The sequence below is a fragment of the Janibacter sp. GS2 genome, from assembly GCF_051200835.1.
Lineage (GTDB): Bacteria > Actinomycetota > Actinomycetes > Actinomycetales > Dermatophilaceae > Janibacter.
Window position 1 is genome coordinate 412,875 of the sequence record NZ_CP195161.1, and the last position, 14,449, is coordinate 427,323.

Here is a 14,449-nt window from a genome sequence, read left to right on the forward strand (position 1 = left end):
CATGGTACCCAGCACACGCGGAGCCACTCGGGGAAAGAAGTGACCGCTCTCGTCTTCCCTATACTCGCGGGGTGGACATCAGGATCGACAACCCTGTCGGACGAGTCCCCGACCCGCGCACGCTCATGGCGCGCACGCTCGACCTGTCTCCAGCGGGATGGCGCCTCGGGCGTCACCGCGGCACGTGGGACTCCGGGCTGAACCGGCACCTCTGTGCGCTCGACAACGCCCACCAGCTCCGGGTGGGCGGCGAAGGGGCACCGCATGCCGCCCGTGACCAGGTCGCCGACTTCCTGCAGCGTGCCATCGCGCGCGGCACCTTCGTCCACGGCGACCTGGGGACGGACCTGACCACTGCGCTGCCGCCCGAGCTGGCCGCACAGATCACCACTGACCCCACCGGTCGCCCCGGTGACCTCGACTGGGACGTGCAGTCGGTGCGGCAGCGTCGAGCGGTCCTGCAGCCGCTGGTCGCCCGATGGCCCACCGTCAGCCTGGTGCTGGTGAGCCGTCGTGGAGACCGGGTCGCAGCGATGGTGAAACGACTCAGCACCCTCGACTACCCCGAGCTGGAGATCGTGGTCGGCCTGCACGGCGTCCCTGCCCCCTCGGGGCTCAGCGAGGTGGCCGGGTCCCGCAGCCTGGTCGTGCGGGAGTTTCCCGCCGACCAGGTCTTCGGCTCGGTCATCAACGACGCCTTCGCGTGTGCCTCCGGCGAGCTGGTCGGCAAGGTCGATGATGACGACTTCTTCGGCGACCCGCACCTGATGGACCTCGTCATGGCCCACGGGTACTCCCGCGCGACGCTGGTCGGAAAGAGCACCACGGTGATCTTCCTGGAGGCCATCGACACGACGGTGCGTCGGCTGCACGGCGTCCGTGAGAGCTTCACCGACCGGGTGGCCGGGAGCACCTTCCTCATGACCCCCGAGGACCTCGCAGACGTCGGTGGTTGGCCCTCGGTCCCCCGCGCCGTCGACACGCACCTCATCAACGCCATCCGTCGTGAGTCCGGGACCATCTACCAACCGCATGACATCGGCTACCTGTACGTGCGCAACGCCGATCCCTCGGAGCACACCTGGGGGACCGGGGGCGACCATTTCCTGCGCAACACCCGCGAACAGTGGATCGGCTTGCTTCGCCACCCTGAGTTCGGGACAGAAGGAGAAGCGTGACCGAGGACGACCGACCACTGCAGCACGTGCCCCACGACGCGCTCGCCACCGCGGCCGCGACCGATGCCCCTGCCGAGCCCGCCGAGCTGGCGCACCTCCCGCTCGAGGAGGTCACCCTCGTGCTGCTGGTCAGCGGCCGGCGCCGGCGCCCGCTGAAGAGATGGGCCAGACGCGTACGCAAGGACCCTGACCTCTCCCGCTGCCGCGTGCTGGTCGTGCGCAAGGGGGGCTCGGACCCCGAGTCGGACGCCGAGGCCGAGGCCGACCTCGAGGACGACCTCGAGGACGACCTCGAGGCGGAATCCGAGGCCGACCCCGAGGACGGTGACCTCCTCGGCCCCGACCCGTTGGCCGATCTCGACATCGTCCAGCTGACCGAGACGCTCGAGCCCGACGAGGGTGACGTCATCGAGGGCTACGCCCGGATCTTCGCCTCGGTCACGACGCCGTGGTTCATCGTCACCTCGCTGCCCCGCAGACGCCTGTCCACCTACAAGCAGAAGCTGAAGGGCCACATCGCCCGGGAGATCGAGCGTGTGGGCGAGGTCGGCCTGTCCGTCGACCGTCCCGTGATGCTCTACAACCGCGACCGGAGCAAGGTCGCCCCGCGCGCCCACCTCCACCGTGAGCTGGCCGAGCTGGGGCCCGACCCGGACCGCGTGTACACGGACTACCTGGCCTTCCTCGCCCTGGCCACCGGCACGGCCCGGCTCGAGGGCGTCGACCTGCGCTCCACGGACCGGGAGCTGGAGCTCTTCGCCCGCGTCAGCCTCGGGCGGTTCAACAGCCACGAGCAGCCGCCGTGGAGCTACCGCCTCGTCGTGGCCAGCCCCTCACGGGAGGTGCTCAGCGAGCAGACGGCGCACCTGGAGCAGCGGCTGGACAACCAGGGCGGGCGCCGTTGGGAAAATGTCGTGGGCCGTCTGCCGGTCGACGAGATCCCCGAGGGCCACCATCGATTGATGATCGGGGTGGACACCCCCTTCGCCGCCCTCCGCACGCTCCAAGGGCTGCAGCCGCGGGCCGGTGTCCTCGCCCCGGCACGTACCGTCCTGCTCAGGGGCGAAGGGCAGCGCCGCGCCGCAGTGGAGACGCGCTACCTCATGCACACGGTGCGCGGCTCCGACACGTGGATCACCCTCCAGCGCGGCCTCGGTGGCGCCGCCCGCCGGCGGTGGGGTCGCTCGATGGTGCGCAAGGACGCCCGGGCGATCCTCAAGGGCAAGGGCGGCAAGCGGATGCGACTGGCGCGGCTGGTCCGGCTCGCGACCCGTCCCTTCTACGCTCGCCGGGAGATCTGGCTCATCGGAGAGCGCGCCGACACCGCGCAGGACAACGGCTTCCACCTCTTCCGGCACCTGCGGGAGAGCCAGCCCGACCGGGAGGTGTACTACATCATCGACGCCGACAGTCCGCAGCGCTCCCGCGTGGAGCACCTGGGCCATGTCGTCGACCACTCCTCGGCGTCACACCGCATGCTGATGATGCACGCCAGCGTCCTGGCCAATGCCTACTCGATCAAGCACATGATCCCGCGTCAGTGGACCCCTTCCGGCTACACGCGCAGCCTGGCGTGGCGGGTCGGAGCCCACCGGGTCTACCTCAAGCACGGCGTGCACGTCTCCCCCACCGCGGTGAAGCGGGGCACCGGTGGATACGACCTGTACCTGAGCGTCAACCCGATGGAGAGGGATGCCCTGCGGGAGAGCTCCGGCTACCGGGACCAGGTCCTCGAGACCGGGATGCCGCGGTACGACACGCTCGTCCCGACACCGCCGAGCCGGACCATCCTCTTCATGCCCACCTGGCGCCGCTACCTCGTCCCGAAGCTGTTCGGCCCCGGCGACGAGGCGAGCGTGCCCTACGAGGGGTCGACCTACGAGCGGTTCATCACCGGTCTGATGCACAGCCCGGAGCTGCACCACATCCTCAGCCGTCACGACTACCGCCTGCAGCTGCTGCCGCACTACAACCTGCGCCAGGAGATGGACGGTTTCGAGTTCACGAGCGACCGGACCGAGATGGCGGACACCACGTCGAACAGCTTCCAGGACCTCATCAGGGGGTGCGATGCCTTCGTCACCGACTACTCCTCGGTGCACTTCGACGTCGCCTACCTGGGGACGCCGATCATCTACACCCACTTCGACAGGACCGAGTACGAGGACGGGCACGCGGTGCCCTCGTGGTTCGATCACGACGCCGACGCCTTCGGGCCGGTCGCGTCGACCCTCAACGAGACGCTCACGGAGCTGGACGCGCTCCTGGCGCGGGGGTGCACCCGGGACCCGGCGTACCAGCCCCGCGTCGACGCCGCCTTCACCTTCCACGACCACCACAACAGCGAGCGGGTGGTCGAGGAGATCGACGCGATGGTCGATCGCGCACGACGGGGGCAGTGAGTGGGTCAGCCCTGCGGGGCGGGCCCGTCGGTGCCCGCCTTGCCGTACCGGAGGCGCAGGTGGTCCTCGCCGACCAGGTCGGTGATCAACCGCGCTGAGGCGTCCTCGTAGGTCTGCCCGAAGCGACGATCCCAGTATCGGATCAGGGAAGGGGGACGACCGGGGTTCTGGGTCACCTCGCCGAAGACGAGACCGCGGTCGGTGTCGTAGAAGTCGAGGCGCTGGATGGGTCGACGGATCGCTGCCGACAACTTCCCGCTCGCCTCGACGATCGCCGCGAAGTCCGACGGCGTGGTGATGTCGTCACCGTGCGGGATGAGCGCTCGGGCGTTGAAGAGCTCGGTCCCGTCCGGCAGGAAGGTGCGAACCCGCTGACGGCCGTCCCGCTTGCGCGACCAGTCCTCGGTCCGCACCTCGATGTAGGCCGGCTCGCCGTAGAAGCAGAAGACCTTGATGTCGTCCGGCATCGTCTCGCCGTCCCTGCCCACGAGGAACTCCTCGGCGAAGTAGACCGAGTCCTCCTGGTGCTTCTTCCAGAATCGCTCGGTGATCGACTCCGCCGTCATGAGTTGCTGACCGATGAAGTCGAAGAACCCACCATCCCGGCGTTCGACCGGGAAGACGTTGATCCCCCCACCGCCACGGCTGCTCTTGATGACGAATCGCTCCGGCAGGTCATCCCAGACGATGTCATCCGGGGTCGGCCAGGTGCCGAACACCGCGGGCACCCGGACCCCGTGCAGCTCGGCGAACTGACGGCCGGACGTCTTGGAGTACAGGTCGAGGATGGGCTCGCGCACCCGGTGTCGCCGATGCACCCCGCTGGTGTTGTGTCGCCGGTGCATGCGTGACGCCAGCGCGAACGACGGGACGCCGCGATCCGTCTCCAGCTCGTCCGGGGTGGTCGCCGAGGACGCCTGACGCTCCACCATGGGCAGCGCCTCCATCGAGAGCACCTCGATCTGGGCCTCCAGCTCCTCGATCTCGGCGTGCCGCTGCTCGATCTGGCGCTCGAGCCGACGGAGCCGACGCCGCCCCTCCCGCTGCTGCTCCCGCCGGTCCGGGTCGGGGGAGGCCTGCTCTTCGGACGGGGAGGTGGGGTCCGGGTTCACACGATCTCCTCGGGGGTGAAGGTGCCGCCCGGGACCCGATTGGCCAGACCCCCACGGCGGAAGGGCTGCTTGAGGTAGCGGGAGTAGGCGCCGTCGAAGGCCAGGCCCAAGCGCTTGTCCCACTCGGGTGTCAGCGCCGGGATCCGGTCGGGGTCGACCTCGAGGTGGTGAACCCGTGGGCCGTCCGACGTCGCTGACCAGTACACCTGCACGTAGGGCCGGGGGATGTGGCGGGAGAGCGTCTTGGACCACGCGCAGATGTCCTCGAAACCCTCGGGCTGCGCGATCGCCGGGTCGTACGTCGCGGCGGGCCGGATGTCGCCGGGGTCGGTGCCGTCCGCCTCGAAGTGGCGCACCCCCTGGGGTGCACGGACCTCCACGAGGGCGACCTCGCCCTTGAACGCATGCGCGACGACGACGGCCTCCGGTGCCACGTCCGACTCGTCGAGCACCGGGACGGCGTGGCTGCGAGCGAAACGGGCGGTGCCGGCGCGGTCGGCGAAGGTGGCACCGATCCCGTCGAGGCCGGCCCTCGGATCCTCCGCTGCGCCGTAGATGCGCTGCATCATCCGCTGGCTGACGACGAAGCTGGGGACACCGTTGGTCTTCTCGACCTTCAGGCGCGGCTGGACGCTCTTGCCGTGCTCGGCACCCAGCACCTGCTGGACCGCCAGCCGCTGCTGACGCAACTCATCGCGAGTGGTCGTCAGCTGCTCGAGCTGGGCCTGAGCCGCCTGGAGCTGTGACTTCTTCGTCGCGGCCGTGTCGCGGCGGGTCGTCCTGCCGGTGGTGTCGGGCTCCGAGCGCGCAGTGTCGGCCGAGTCACCCGAGGGCGCCAAAGCGCTCTTGACGCGAAGGCCGAGGCGTCGGGCCACACCGCCGATGCCAGGGGGTCGTCCTTCGCTCATGCGCTACCTCCTGGAAGAACCGGCCCGGATCCCGCGCGGGCTGGGCGGGCTACGGCGTCGATGTACTGCGGTGACTTTACCAAAGGCAGCGGGGACGAAAGATGACTCCGCAGCCGCACCAACCGCCACACTGGGGACATGACCGACAACGTCGAGCCCGACGCCGACCGGCCCGGCGAGGAGACCATCGAACTGGCGCACCAGCTCTTCGACTGGGCCCGCGAAGGCCAGAGCGAGCGCGTCGCCGCGTACGTCGATGCCGGCGCGCCCGCGGATCTGAGCGACCCAGCGGGCAACACCCTGCTCATGCTCGCTGCGTACCACGGCCATGCCGAGCTCGTGCGGGCGCTGGCGCAGCGGGGGGCCGACGTGGATCGGTTGAACAACCGCGGGCAGTCCCCTTTGGCCGGGGCCGTCTTCAAGGCCGAGCCGGCAGTCGTGGCGGCCCTCCTCGACCACGGCGCCGACCCCGGGGTCGGACAGCCGACGGCGAGGGCCACGGCCGAGATGTTCGACCAGACCGCTCTGCTCGACCGGCCCGGCCACGGGTCGGGATGAACCCCCCTCGGTCGGGACTCAGTCCGTGGCCGTCGATCTCGGCGCACGGTAGTGCAGGTCCGCGACGTCGGGGTGACGAGCCATCCAGCCCTCGATGAAGGGGCAGATGGGCAACACCCGGCGACGCCCCTCCTCCCGCACGTGGTCCAGGGCGAATCGGGCGAGCGCGCTGCCGACCCCCTTCCCCTCGTGGGCGGGGTCGACCTCGGTGTGGGTGAAGACGTAGAGCTCATCGGTGAGCTGGTACTCGGCGAAACCGGCGGGCTCGTCGCCGATGCGGGCCTCGAACCGGTGGTTGGCGGCCTGGTGCGTGACGGACACCTCGGACATGGGCACTCCCTCAGGAACTGTTGACTCGGTCGGTGGTCGGTAGTTCAGTCGGAGTATGGACCAGGTCCCTGACCTTCGCCCCGACCTCGCTGCCGCCCAGTCCTGGGTGGCCGGCCTCATCGCCGCGGTGCGCCCCGACCAACTCGGACGGCCGACACCGTGCCGCGAGTACGACGTGCGTGGGCTGCTCGAGCACGTGTCCACCCTGCCCGGCAAGGTCACCGCGGTCGCCGAGGGCAACGATCCGCGGGCCCTTCCCTCGCAGGCACCGATCGACCCGGTGACCGTCGCCGAGAACTACCGGACCGCTGCGCGCAGCGCCGGCGACGACTGGGCGGACGACGCGCTCCTCACGACCACCCTCACCGCCCCCTGGGGCCCTGCTCCGGGTGGGCTCGTCGTGGGCGGATTCGTCATGGAGACGATCGCCCACGGCTGGGACCTGGCGGTGGCCACCGGGCAGGACCCCGAGGCCGACCCGGGGCTCGTCGCCACGGCCCGCGTGGTTGCGGAGCAGGCGCTGACCGACGCCCACCGCGGACCCGGGATGCCCTTCGGCCCGCGAGTCGACCCGCCCGCGGGTGCGGGGCCGACGACACAGCTCGCCGCCTTCCTCGGTCGCTCGTGGAGTCCTGCCTGAGGTGGCTCCCGGGCCCGGTCGGCGGATCACCACCGACCCGGCTCAGGGCCGCTCGGACCGGTCCGTGAGCAACCATCCGGCGGTGAGTGACAGCCAGGTGTCGTCGCCGTCGCGCAGGCGAGCCAGGGTGGCGTCGACCTCCGGGAGGTCGAGCGCGGAGAGCGCCTCCATCGCCGGGAGGACGACCTCCTTGTCGTCGTGCTCGATGACGTGGAAGAGCGCCTCCGCAGCACCGCGCGCGGCCGGGTCGCCGAGACCGACGAGGACCTCGGCCCCATGTCGGCGGACCGACCGGTCCGGGTCGTGCTGCAGACGCTGAGCCAGCCCCTCGACGGCGCCCTCACCGGCCTGCTCCAGCGCGCGGGTCAGCTCACGCCGACGGAAGTCGTCCTCGTCGCCGAGGTGGTCGAGCAGCGCGGAGACCGCGCCCGGTGTGCCGGTCCGGCCGAGCGCCCACCAGGCCTTGGCTGCGACGGCGTCGTCGGGGTCGCTGGCCAGGGGGAGGATGTCGGCCACCGCCGCAGGGTCGCGGATCTTGCTCAGGGCGTGCAGGACCTGCACCCGGGCGGGGCCGCCGGTCTGCAGCGCCTCGATGAGCAGGGGGAAGGTGACGCTCGCGCGGGTCACCACGGCCCAGGTCAGGGTCTCTCGCACATAGAAGTCCGGCTCGTGGGTGAGCAGGTCGACGAGCTCGGGGGCGATCGTGTCGTCGGCATAGGTGCCCAGATGGAGCGCCGCGCGCTGCCGCACGGAGGGGTCGTTGTGCCGCGCCGCACGCAGGGCCTGCTCGAGGGAGGTGCTCATGGCCCTCGACGCTACCGGCCCCGGTGACGCCGGCCCGAGGTGCCCGGGAGCGCGCTCAGCGTGACGCGCAGGCGATGCACGTGCGGGCCGTCGGCCTGGCCCGCAACCGCTCCGGAGGGATCGCGCGGCCACACACCTCGCACACCCCGTACGTCCCGTTCGCGACGCGAGCGGACGCGGCGTCGATCTCCCAGAGGTGGGCTCTCGCCTGCTGCACGAGCGCGTCGAGCTGGGAGCGCTCGAAGGCGATCGTGGCCCCCTCGGGGTCGTGCTCGTCGTCCGCGTTGCTCCCCGGCGCCGCGGCCACGACCGTGTCGAAGTCCTGGGTCACGGCCGCCAGCCGGTCCAGCGTGGACCGGCGCTCCTGCTCGAGGACCTCGTTGATCCCGTCCATCGACCCATGGTCGCACCGAGGCCGGTCGCGCCCTCCCGCATCTGCCTAGGCAGATGCGCTCTCACCGGTCACGCCCGCGCGGGTCAGTGCGAGGCACCGGAGATGGTGGTCCCCTTCGGCGTCACGACGAAGACGGTCGCCGCGACGAGGAACATCAGTGCGCCGCCCACGAGTCCGGCGGTCTGCAGGGACTGGGTGAAGGCCGCGCCCGCGTCGGCGGCCAGTGCGGGCAGCCCGAGCCGTTCGGAGGCGGCGACGGCCCCACCGAGGGAGTCCTCGGCCTGGGTCGCCACCTCGCCTCCCGCCTGTCGTAGTGCCCGGGAGCCCTCGAGCTGCGTGCGGTAGACGAGTGCCGAGATGCTGCCGAGGACCGCCACCCCGAGCGTGCCGCCGAGCTCGTAGGAGGTCTCCTCCAGCGCCCCCGCGTTGCCGGCCTTGTCCTCCGGCGAGCTGAGCATGATCATGGCCGAGGCGATGGCGAGCGAGCCGGTCCCGACGCCGACGAGGAGCATCGCCACGAGGACCAGGGCATAGGTCAGCTCGTCGGGCCCGAGTCCGACCGCGAAGAGGCCCACCCCCGCGAGTGCCAGACCTCCGGCGAGCACCGCTCGCGCCCCGAGGAGCCGGGCGAGCAGGGGCGCACCGAGCGAGGCGACGGCAGCGGCCAGGGCGACGGGGATCAGGCGGATGCCCGACTCGATCGGGCTCGCGCCGTCGACGAGCTGGAGCCACTGGGTGAGCAGCAGCAGGGCGGCGAGCATGGCGAAGGTGGTGCCGAGGGCGGCGATGATGCCGGCAGAGAAGGCCCGGTTGCGGAAGAGCCCGACGTCGAGCAGTGGGTGGTGGCTGTGCAGGCACCGGCGGACGAACCACACGAGGGCACCGACCCCGACGGCCGAGGCCACGAGCGCCGTCGGGTTGGCCAGCGTGGCGTCCTTCCCGAAGGCCTTGACCGCCCAGACGATCAGCGTCATGCCGACGAGCGAGAGCGCGGCGGCGAGCATGTCCCAGGGGCCGGCGGTCGCCACCTTCGACTCGGGGAGGATCACCAGCCCGGCGACGATCGCGAGCAACATCAGCGGCACGTTGACGAGGAAGGCCGCGTGCCAGGAGAAGTGCTCGAGGAGGAACCCGCCGACGAAGGGTCCGACGGCAGCCCCCAGTCCGGAGACCGCGGCCCAGATGCTCAGGGCCGTGGCGCGCGTGCTCGCATCCGTGAAGATCACCCGGATCAGCGAGAGCGTGTTGGGCATGATCATTGCCCCACCGATGCCCAGGAAGGCGCGAAGGGCGATGACCGCCTCCGCGGTGTCGGCGAGGAGCACGAGGAGTGAGGCCACGAGGAAGATCGCGTAGCCGAGCATGAGCATGCGCCTGCGGCCCCAGCGGTCGGCGAGCGCCGCCCAGGAGACGAGGAGCCCCGCGAGGACCAGCGAGTAGACGTCGACGATCCACAGCTGCTGGTTGGCGGTGGGGCGCAGCTCGGCCGCCATCTCCGGCAGCGCGATGGTGAGGATCGTCATGTCCATCGTCACGACGAGCAGGCTCGCGCTGAGGACGGCGACGGCCGCCCATGCACGTCGGGTGGAGATGACCTCGGTCGGGTCGGGTGCGGTCAGGGTGCTCATCGGGCGCCGTCCCCGTCGTCGGTCGGCAAGGTGATGAGGGCCCGGATCACGGCGGTCATCTCCGCCACGCCCACCGGGTCGTCGTGGAGCCCGGCGTGCATCGTCGCTCCGTCGAGGTAGAGGACGATCGCGGCAGCCCGCTCGCGACCGATGTGCGTCGCGAGGATGTCGGTGAGGCGGTCGCTCCACCGCAGCGCGAGGTCCCGCAGGGTCGGGTCGGACATCGCGGCCGTCATGAGGGCCAGGTCGGTGCGGACCGCTCGGGTGTCGAGCAGGAAGTCGTGCATGATCTCCGCACTGCGTTCCGCGGCACCCTCGAGCGGAAGGAGGTCGTGCTCGACGGCGGCCAGGTCGGCGTCGATCTCGTCGGCGAGCGAGGTGAGGGCGGTGGTGCGCAACTCCTCCAGGGAGGCGAAGTACTGCGTCGTGGAGCCGAGCGAGACGCCCGCGCGGGACGCGACGGCGCGATGGGTCAGTGCGCTCCCCGGCTCGACGATGATCTCCGCCGCCGCCTCGACGATCGCCTGCCGCCGGGCCTGCGGGTCACGTCGTCCGGGCGGGGGCCCGGTCTCCTCGGTGGACACGTCCACTCCTCACTGTTGTACAGGTGTACATGTACATGTGTACAGCACGCAGGGGTGCGCGTCGAGCCCCTTGGCGCGCACGCGGTGCGCGAGGCGGTCGATTACGGCGACCTGGTGGGCGTGCCCGTCGCGCAGGACCCCCTGCACCGGGACCTCCGGGCGGTGTGGGTCGGGGGCGCACAGCCCACGGGCCCCGCCGGCGACCTGATCTCGGTCATCCTGTCGAGGGGCCACACCGGGGTGTCGGACTCGCCTACTCTCGGGGCATGAGCCGGATCTTCACCACCAGCGTCGCCGCGGTCTACCCCCTGTACCTGACCAAGGTCGAGAAGAAGGGGCGGACGAAGGACGAGCTGGACGAGGTCATCCGGTGGCTCACCGGCTTCGACCAGGCGACCCTCGAGCGGCACCTGAGCGAGGAGACCACCTTCGAGGACTTCTTCGCCCGGGCCCCGATGAACCCCAACGCCTCGCTCGTCACCGGCGTCGTCTGCGGGGTCCGCGTCGAGGACGTCGAGGACCCGCTGATGCAACGGATCCGCTGTCTCGACAAGCTCGTCGACGAGCTCGCCCGGGGCAAGGCGATGGCCACGGTGCTGCGCGGCTGACCGCACCCCGAGGTCGGTCAGGCGGCGTCCCCCGAGGCCTCCCGGGCCTCGCGCGCCGAGGCGACGTCGTCGACGATCCTGGCGATGTGGCGGACGCTGGTGATGAGGGACCCGTAGATCGGCCACAGCCTCCCGGGCAGGGCGTCGTCGTCACCGGCGCTCGTCGCCAGCTCATCCAGGCGGTCCTCGATGGGCTCGACCTCGGCGTCCGGGTCCGCGATGGCCCGACCGGTGTCCCGGATGACGCCCACCCACTGCTCCCGGAAGTTCGCGTCCCACTCACCTCCGTCGTAGGTCGCTTCGCGCAGGGTCCGGGCCAGGTGCCGCAGGTGGGAGATCCCTTCGTCCACCCGCTCGAGGATCTCGTGGTACCCGACCCTGCGGCCCTGCTGCGCGTTGGCCCGTTGCCAGGTGCGGGGGGTGCGCAGGCGCGGGTTGAGGGTCGCGCTCTCGCGCGCGAACCGGACCGTCTGCCACGCCGAGTCGAGCTCCTTGCTCATGCCCTTGGTCTCGGCAACCCAGGCATCGGCGCGGTCCGTGTCCCAGGACGAGGACAGCTCGTCGGCCATGTCGGTCAGCACCCGCCCCATCCGCCGGTTGATGCTGTCGACATAGCTCGAGGCCTGTTGATCGCGCAGCGGTGGCACCACGAGCAGATTGACAGCGACACCGACCGCCACCCCGAGGCACACCTCGACCAGCCGGTTGCCCAGCAGCGGCTGCTGCTCCGAGAAACCACTGCCGAGGATGAAGATCGCCGTCGTGGCGATGGCCACCCCTTCGTCCCGGATCCAGGAGATCCGCGCCCCCGCCAGGCCGACGAACAGCGCCAGCGCGAAGGTCCACACGTTGACGCCGAGGAAGTACCCGATGAGGAAGGACACGCCCACGCCGATCGCCGAGGCGACTGTCGTCTGCGCGCCGCGGGCCAGTGACCGGTAGACCGTGGCGTGCACGGTCAGCAGTGCCGTCCACGGGGCGAGGAAAGGCACCGGGGAGTCCAGCACGTTCACCGCGACCCACCACGCGACCGTGCTCGCGGTGACGGCCTTGGTGATCTGGAGCAGGTCGGTGAGGAACTCCGGGCCCCTGACCACCTCCGAGACGCTTCTGCGCGAACGCTCGACAAGACCCGTCGGGGCCCTTCCGGCTGAGTCGTACCCGGTCATGCACGGACCTTTCACACGGACGGCGGCTCGATACCGACGTGCGGCGGACGCGCACGCGACAAGCGGTCAGGATGGCACACCGGACCCGTGCCGCGACGCTGGTGACGCCACGTGGGACGCGGGCCTAGCATGGGGGAGGTCCACCATCGGACCGGCGGTGGACTGCCACTCCCGGAGGGTAGACACGTGCCACGGACCGTCGCGCAGAAGCTCATCGCCAACCACCTCGTCGAGGGCAGCATGGAGCGGGGGTCGGAGATCGGCCTGACCGTCGACCAGACGCTGGCCCAGGACGCGACCGGAACCATGGTCATGCTCGAGCTCGAGGCGATGGGCCTCGACCGTGTCCGCACCGAGCTGTCGGTCCAGTACGTCGACCACAACCTGCTGCAGACCGACGAGAAGAACCCCGACGACCACCTCTTCCTGCAGTCCGCGGCGCAGCGTTTCGGCCTGTGGTTCTCCAAGGCGGGCAACGGGGTCTCCCACCCCCTGCACCAGGCCCACTTCGGCCGGCCGGGCCTGACGATGATCGGGTCCGACTCGCACACGTGCGCAGCGGGAGCGTTGGGGATGCTGGCGATCGGCGTCGGTGGTCTCGAGGTCGCGATGGCCACGGCGGGCCAGCCCCTGTACGTGACGATGCCCGAGATCTGGGGCATCGAGCTCACCGGTGAGCTCCCCGACTGGGTGTCGGCGAAGGACGTGATCCTCGAGCTGCTGCGCCGTCACGACGTCAAGGGTGGCGTCGGCCGGATCATCGAGTACCACGGGCCCGGCCTGGCGTGCCTGACCGCGATGGATCGACACGTGATCGCGAACATGGGCGCCGAGCTCGGCGCGACCGCGAGCGTCTTCCCCGCCGACGAGGCCGTCGAGGACTATCTGCGTGCCGTCGGCCGGGCCGAGGACCACACGCGGCTGGTCGCCGATGACGGCGCGACCTACGACGTCACCGAACACCTCGACCTGTCCACCCTCGTGCCCCTCATCGCGATGCCGTCCTCGCCGGGAAGGGTCGTCCCGGTCGCGGACGTCGAGGACGAGGACGTCACCCAGGTGGTCGTCGGGTCCTCGGCCAACCCCGGGCTGCGCGACTTCGCGGTGGTCGCCGAGATCCTGCAGGGTCAACAGGCGCACCCCGCGGTCTCCGTGGACATCAACCCGACCTCCCGCGAGGTGCTGGCCGACCTCATCACCGGGGGCTGGCTGACCTCGTTGGTGGCGGCGGGGGCCCGGATCCACCAGTCCGGGTGCATGGGGTGCATCGGCATGGGGCAGGCCCCGGCCAGCGGGCGCAACTCCCTTCGCACCATGCCCCGCAACTTCCCCGGACGCTCCGGCACCGAGGAGGACGCGGTGTGGCTCTGCTCGCCCGAGACGGCGGCCGCCGCAGCACTCACCGGCCGGATCACCGACCCCCGTACCCTCGCGGACAGCCACGGACTGTCCTACCCGCGACCGACGATGCCCGAGAGCTACAGCACGATCACCGACATGTTCCAGCCACCGCTCGCGCCGGAGGAGGCGCGGCAGGTCGAGCTCGTCAAGGGACCGAACATCTCCTCGCTGCCGGACTTCTCACCGGTCGAGGACTCCCTCACGGTGCCGGCGCTGCTCGTGATGGGCGACAACGTCTCCACCGACGAGATCATGCCGGCCGGGTCACGGGTGCTGCCGTACCGCAGCAACATCCCCAAGATCGCCGAGTTCTCCTTCTCCCGCATCGACGAGACCTACCCGGAGAGGGCGAAGGGGGCCAGCGCCGGCCACGTCGTGGTCGCCGGGGACAACTACGGGCAGGGCTCCTCGCGTGAGCACGCGGTGATCGCCCCGCGCTACCTCGGCCTGCGCGCCGTCATCGCGAAGTCCTTCGCGCGGATCCACTGGCAGAACCTCGCGAACTTCGGGATCCTCCCGCTCGAGTTCGACGACCCCTCGGACCACGACGACATCTCCCAGGACGAGGACGTGGTCCTCGAGGGCATCCACGACGCCCTGCGCGGCGGCCGCGGTCTGACGGCGACCATCGCCGGACGGCAGGTCGCGCTGCACCACCGCCTGTCCGAGCGCCAGGTCGACATGGTGCTCGCCGGCGGTCGGATCCCGCTCACGGCACAGGAGGTCTGAGCAC

General features: G+C 70.8%; 14 protein-coding genes. 6 read left to right on the top strand and 8 right to left on the bottom strand.

What is annotated here, in order from left to right:
• The first annotated feature begins 71 nt into the window (after positions 1-71).
• Together ACR9E9_RS01995 and ACR9E9_RS02000 are read left to right on the top strand one after the other, a co-directional pair.
• Positions 72-1,178: a hypothetical protein gene (locus ACR9E9_RS01995; protein WP_435201164.1), complete on the top strand. Its 1,107-nt coding sequence runs from the start codon at positions 72-74 to the stop codon at positions 1,176-1,178.
• Entirely contained in the window at positions 1,175-3,580 is a 2,406-nt protein-coding gene (locus tag ACR9E9_RS02000; RefSeq protein ID WP_435201166.1) for a CDP-glycerol glycerophosphotransferase family protein, read from the top strand. The genes ACR9E9_RS01995 and ACR9E9_RS02000 overlap by 4 nt, the downstream gene beginning before the upstream one ends.
• Positions 3,581-3,585: 5 nt before the next feature.
• On the opposite strand, the gene ACR9E9_RS02005 is transcribed toward ACR9E9_RS02000, so the two are convergent.
• Both ACR9E9_RS02005 and ACR9E9_RS02010 read right to left on the bottom strand, forming a co-directional pair.
• Entirely contained in the window at positions 3,586-4,692 is a 1,107-nt protein-coding gene (locus tag ACR9E9_RS02005) for an ATP-grasp fold amidoligase family protein (protein ID WP_435201168.1), read from the bottom strand.
• A complete protein-coding gene (locus ACR9E9_RS02010; protein WP_435201170.1) occupies positions 4,689-5,600 on the bottom strand; it encodes a hypothetical protein in 912 nt (303 codons plus the stop codon). Before ACR9E9_RS02010 ends, ACR9E9_RS02005 begins: the two co-directional genes overlap by 4 nt.
• Before the next feature lie 138 nt (positions 5,601-5,738).
• On the opposite strand from ACR9E9_RS02010, the gene ACR9E9_RS02015 reads away from it, so the two are divergent.
• Positions 5,739-6,158, top strand: a complete 420-nt coding sequence (locus ACR9E9_RS02015; RefSeq protein ID WP_435201172.1) for an ankyrin repeat domain-containing protein — start codon at positions 5,739-5,741, stop codon at positions 6,156-6,158.
• Between the two features lie 18 nt (positions 6,159-6,176).
• Here the strand turns inward: ACR9E9_RS02015 and ACR9E9_RS02020 are convergent, their stop codons facing one another.
• Positions 6,177-6,488 (bottom strand): GNAT family N-acetyltransferase, encoded by a 312-nt coding sequence (locus ACR9E9_RS02020; RefSeq protein WP_435201174.1) that lies wholly within the window; start codon positions 6,486-6,488, stop codon positions 6,177-6,179.
• Between the two features lie 55 nt (positions 6,489-6,543).
• Between ACR9E9_RS02020 and ACR9E9_RS02025 the strand changes: the two genes are divergently transcribed.
• Positions 6,544-7,128, top strand: a complete 585-nt coding sequence (locus tag ACR9E9_RS02025; protein WP_435201176.1) for a TIGR03086 family metal-binding protein — start codon at positions 6,544-6,546, stop codon at positions 7,126-7,128.
• Between the two features lie 42 nt (positions 7,129-7,170).
• On the opposite strand, the gene ACR9E9_RS02030 is transcribed toward ACR9E9_RS02025, so the two are convergent.
• The 4 genes from ACR9E9_RS02030 to ACR9E9_RS02045 form a co-directional block, all read right to left on the bottom strand.
• Complete coding sequence (locus ACR9E9_RS02030; RefSeq protein WP_435201178.1) at positions 7,171-7,932, bottom strand: HEAT repeat domain-containing protein; 762 nt, start codon at positions 7,930-7,932, stop codon at positions 7,171-7,173.
• Between the two features lie 55 nt (positions 7,933-7,987).
• Positions 7,988-8,326 carry a TraR/DksA family transcriptional regulator gene (locus ACR9E9_RS02035; protein ID WP_435201180.1) on the bottom strand — a complete coding sequence of 113 codons (339 nt, stop codon included), beginning with the start codon at positions 8,324-8,326 and terminating at the stop codon, positions 7,988-7,990.
• Positions 8,327-8,409: 83 nt separating this feature from the next.
• On the bottom strand, positions 8,410-9,954 hold the full coding sequence (locus ACR9E9_RS02040) for an MFS transporter (protein WP_435201182.1): 1,545 nt from the start codon (positions 9,952-9,954) through the stop codon (positions 8,410-8,412).
• On the bottom strand, positions 9,951-10,538 hold the full coding sequence (locus ACR9E9_RS02045; RefSeq protein ID WP_435201184.1) for a TetR/AcrR family transcriptional regulator: 588 nt from the start codon (positions 10,536-10,538) through the stop codon (positions 9,951-9,953). The genes ACR9E9_RS02040 and ACR9E9_RS02045 overlap by 4 nt, the downstream gene beginning before the upstream one ends.
• A 266-nt stretch (positions 10,539-10,804) precedes the next feature.
• On the opposite strand from ACR9E9_RS02045, the gene ACR9E9_RS02050 reads away from it, so the two are divergent.
• Positions 10,805-11,146, top strand: a complete 342-nt coding sequence (locus tag ACR9E9_RS02050; RefSeq protein WP_435201186.1) for a DUF2200 domain-containing protein — start codon at positions 10,805-10,807, stop codon at positions 11,144-11,146.
• A 17-nt stretch (positions 11,147-11,163) separates the two neighbouring features.
• Here ACR9E9_RS02050 and ACR9E9_RS02055 read toward each other — a convergent pair whose 3' ends face one another.
• Positions 11,164-12,243 carry an FUSC family protein gene (locus ACR9E9_RS02055; RefSeq protein ID WP_435201188.1) on the bottom strand — a complete coding sequence of 360 codons (1,080 nt, stop codon included), beginning with the start codon at positions 12,241-12,243 and terminating at the stop codon, positions 11,164-11,166.
• Between the two features lie 258 nt (positions 12,244-12,501).
• On the opposite strand from ACR9E9_RS02055, the gene ACR9E9_RS02060 reads away from it, so the two are divergent.
• The gene (locus ACR9E9_RS02060) at positions 12,502-14,445 is read left to right on the top strand and encodes an aconitate hydratase (protein WP_435201190.1); all 1,944 of its coding nucleotides are present in this window, start codon (positions 12,502-12,504) and stop codon (positions 14,443-14,445) included.
• Positions 14,446-14,449 lie beyond the last annotated feature (4 nt).

Excerpts from the sequence above, each read along its gene's own strand:
- ACR9E9_RS02010 (WP_435201170.1), bottom strand. The coding sequence starts at position 5,600 with ATGAGCGAAGGACGACCCCCTGGCATCGGCGGTGTGGCCCGACGCCTC.
- ACR9E9_RS02015 (WP_435201172.1), top strand. The coding sequence starts at position 5,739 with ATGACCGACAACGTCGAGCCCGACGCCGACCGGCCCGGCGAGGAGACC.
- ACR9E9_RS02020 (WP_435201174.1), bottom strand. The coding sequence starts at position 6,488 with ATGTCCGAGGTGTCCGTCACGCACCAGGCCGCCAACCACCGGTTCGAG.
- ACR9E9_RS02025 (WP_435201176.1), top strand. The coding sequence starts at position 6,544 with ATGGACCAGGTCCCTGACCTTCGCCCCGACCTCGCTGCCGCCCAGTCC.
- ACR9E9_RS02030 (WP_435201178.1), bottom strand. The coding sequence starts at position 7,932 with ATGAGCACCTCCCTCGAGCAGGCCCTGCGTGCGGCGCGGCACAACGAC.
- ACR9E9_RS02035 (WP_435201180.1), bottom strand. The coding sequence starts at position 8,326 with ATGGACGGGATCAACGAGGTCCTCGAGCAGGAGCGCCGGTCCACGCTG.
- ACR9E9_RS02040 (WP_435201182.1), bottom strand. The coding sequence starts at position 9,954 with ATGAGCACCCTGACCGCACCCGACCCGACCGAGGTCATCTCCACCCGA.
- ACR9E9_RS02050 (WP_435201186.1), top strand. The coding sequence starts at position 10,805 with ATGAGCCGGATCTTCACCACCAGCGTCGCCGCGGTCTACCCCCTGTAC.